The following is a 1,630-nucleotide window of genomic DNA, read 5'->3' on the forward strand; positions in this document are numbered from 1 at the left end:
GTAAGTGATTCAAAACTCGGCGTCGTATTCAGGAGTGCCATTTTATGCTATGCTGATGGCATCACTTTTTGAAGCTCCTTTTATGCTTTTGCTGAAGCCTGCAGTGATCCGGAATATCCGGTGACCAGGGCAGGTATCGATCTAGTATTTCAGGATTCTGTAGGTAATCGTTGTTTGGCAACTCTTCTAAAAGATACTTCAGATATTCATACGCATCCAGCCCATTAGCCTTAGCAGTTTCAACAAGCGTATAGAGGACGGCATTTGCAGTGGCTCCCTTGGGAGTATCTGCGAACAGCCAGGCCCTTCTGGCAGTGGCAAATGGTTTGATATTTGCTTCGCATAAATTATTGGAGAGCGGTATCCTTCCGTCCTCCAGAAAGGTCTCCAGATATTTTTTCTGATTTGTGGAGTAAGTCAGGGCTTTCGTCAACAACTCATTTGTTGTATGCAGGGCCGATGTTTCTTCAACCCACGACCAAAAGGCATCAAGAACCGGTCTTGACGCTTCCTGACGCTTTTTCTTTTTTTCTTCAAAAGACAGATTTTCGATTTCTTTTTCTATTTTAAAAAGCAGATCAATATATGCCCTGCCTTCAGCTCCTTTTGAACCTTTAATTTCCCTGCCTCTGCTGTCTAACGGAATACTTTCTATATAATAACGACGACAATGGGCAAAGCAGAGGCAGCGGTGATAGTCTCCGGCCTTATTATACCCGGCATACGCATCTGTAATTAAATAACCGGTATATTCTCCAATCAGACTTCTTGCCATTTCAGTACTTCTTGAGCTGGAGTAATGAAAATATGCCGCCTGTACCGGTTCGCTGGCTGCACTCCGCATAACCCACATAAAAGAATCGCTGCTGGCTTTTCTTCCTTCTTCCTTATTACACTGAATTCTGGTTTCATCCATATGCAATACTTCACATTCCAGAAGCTGTCTGTGTATCCGGTCATAAATCGGAGTCAGCCATTCCTGGCTGCAGCGGATGACCCAGTGTGCCATTTCTGCTCTTGGCAGTACCAGTCCTAATCGGAACCAGTCTTTTTCCTGTCGGTTCAGAGGAAGACCCATAACAAACTTCTGGTACATGATCTGCGCAACAAGGGATGGGGTGGAAATAGAATGGGGCAGAACAGGAGAAGGAATCGCTGCTTTTACAAAGACCGGTGTTTTATTCTGGCTGTTCTTCCCACCGCAGTCCTCGCATTTTGCAACCTGACGTACAATCTGTTTTACTTTCAGCTTTGCTGGAATATATTCCACTTCCGTTCGGATGATTTCTTTTCCAATGACCTTTAAGTTCCCTCCACATTTCGGACAAGAATCCTGCGGATTGATGACATATTCTTCGATATCTTTTGGAAGAGAGGAAAGCATTTCTTCCCGGACACCCGGTTTACGAGGAGACTTTGTGTGACTCTTGACTGTTATCTTTTCCTGTTCTTTGAAGAGCTCCTGTGCCAGCTCCTGTACAGAATCAAACAGATTCATCTGGCCGTCCATCTGACTCTTTTCAGAAGAAGAACCAAAGATCTTTTTTTTGGCATGAAGCAGCGCCTGTATCATGTTATCTATCTGGATACGCTGTTTTTCGATCAGTTTAGACTGTTTTTCAATCAACAG

Annotated in this window: 1 protein-coding gene; it reads right to left on the minus strand. The window is 44.0% G+C overall.

What is annotated here, in order from left to right:
- Window positions 1-61: 61 nt before the first annotated feature.
- Window positions 62-1,630, minus strand: a 1,569-nt coding sequence (tnpC, locus tag BJR36_RS19930) for an IS66 family transposase (protein ID WP_330388010.1), incomplete at its 5' end; no start/stop codon positions are given.

This window comes from Anaerobium acetethylicum (assembly GCF_900096945.1).
In the GTDB taxonomy this organism is placed as follows: Bacteria; Bacillota; Clostridia; order Lachnospirales; family Lachnospiraceae; genus Anaerobium; species Anaerobium acetethylicum.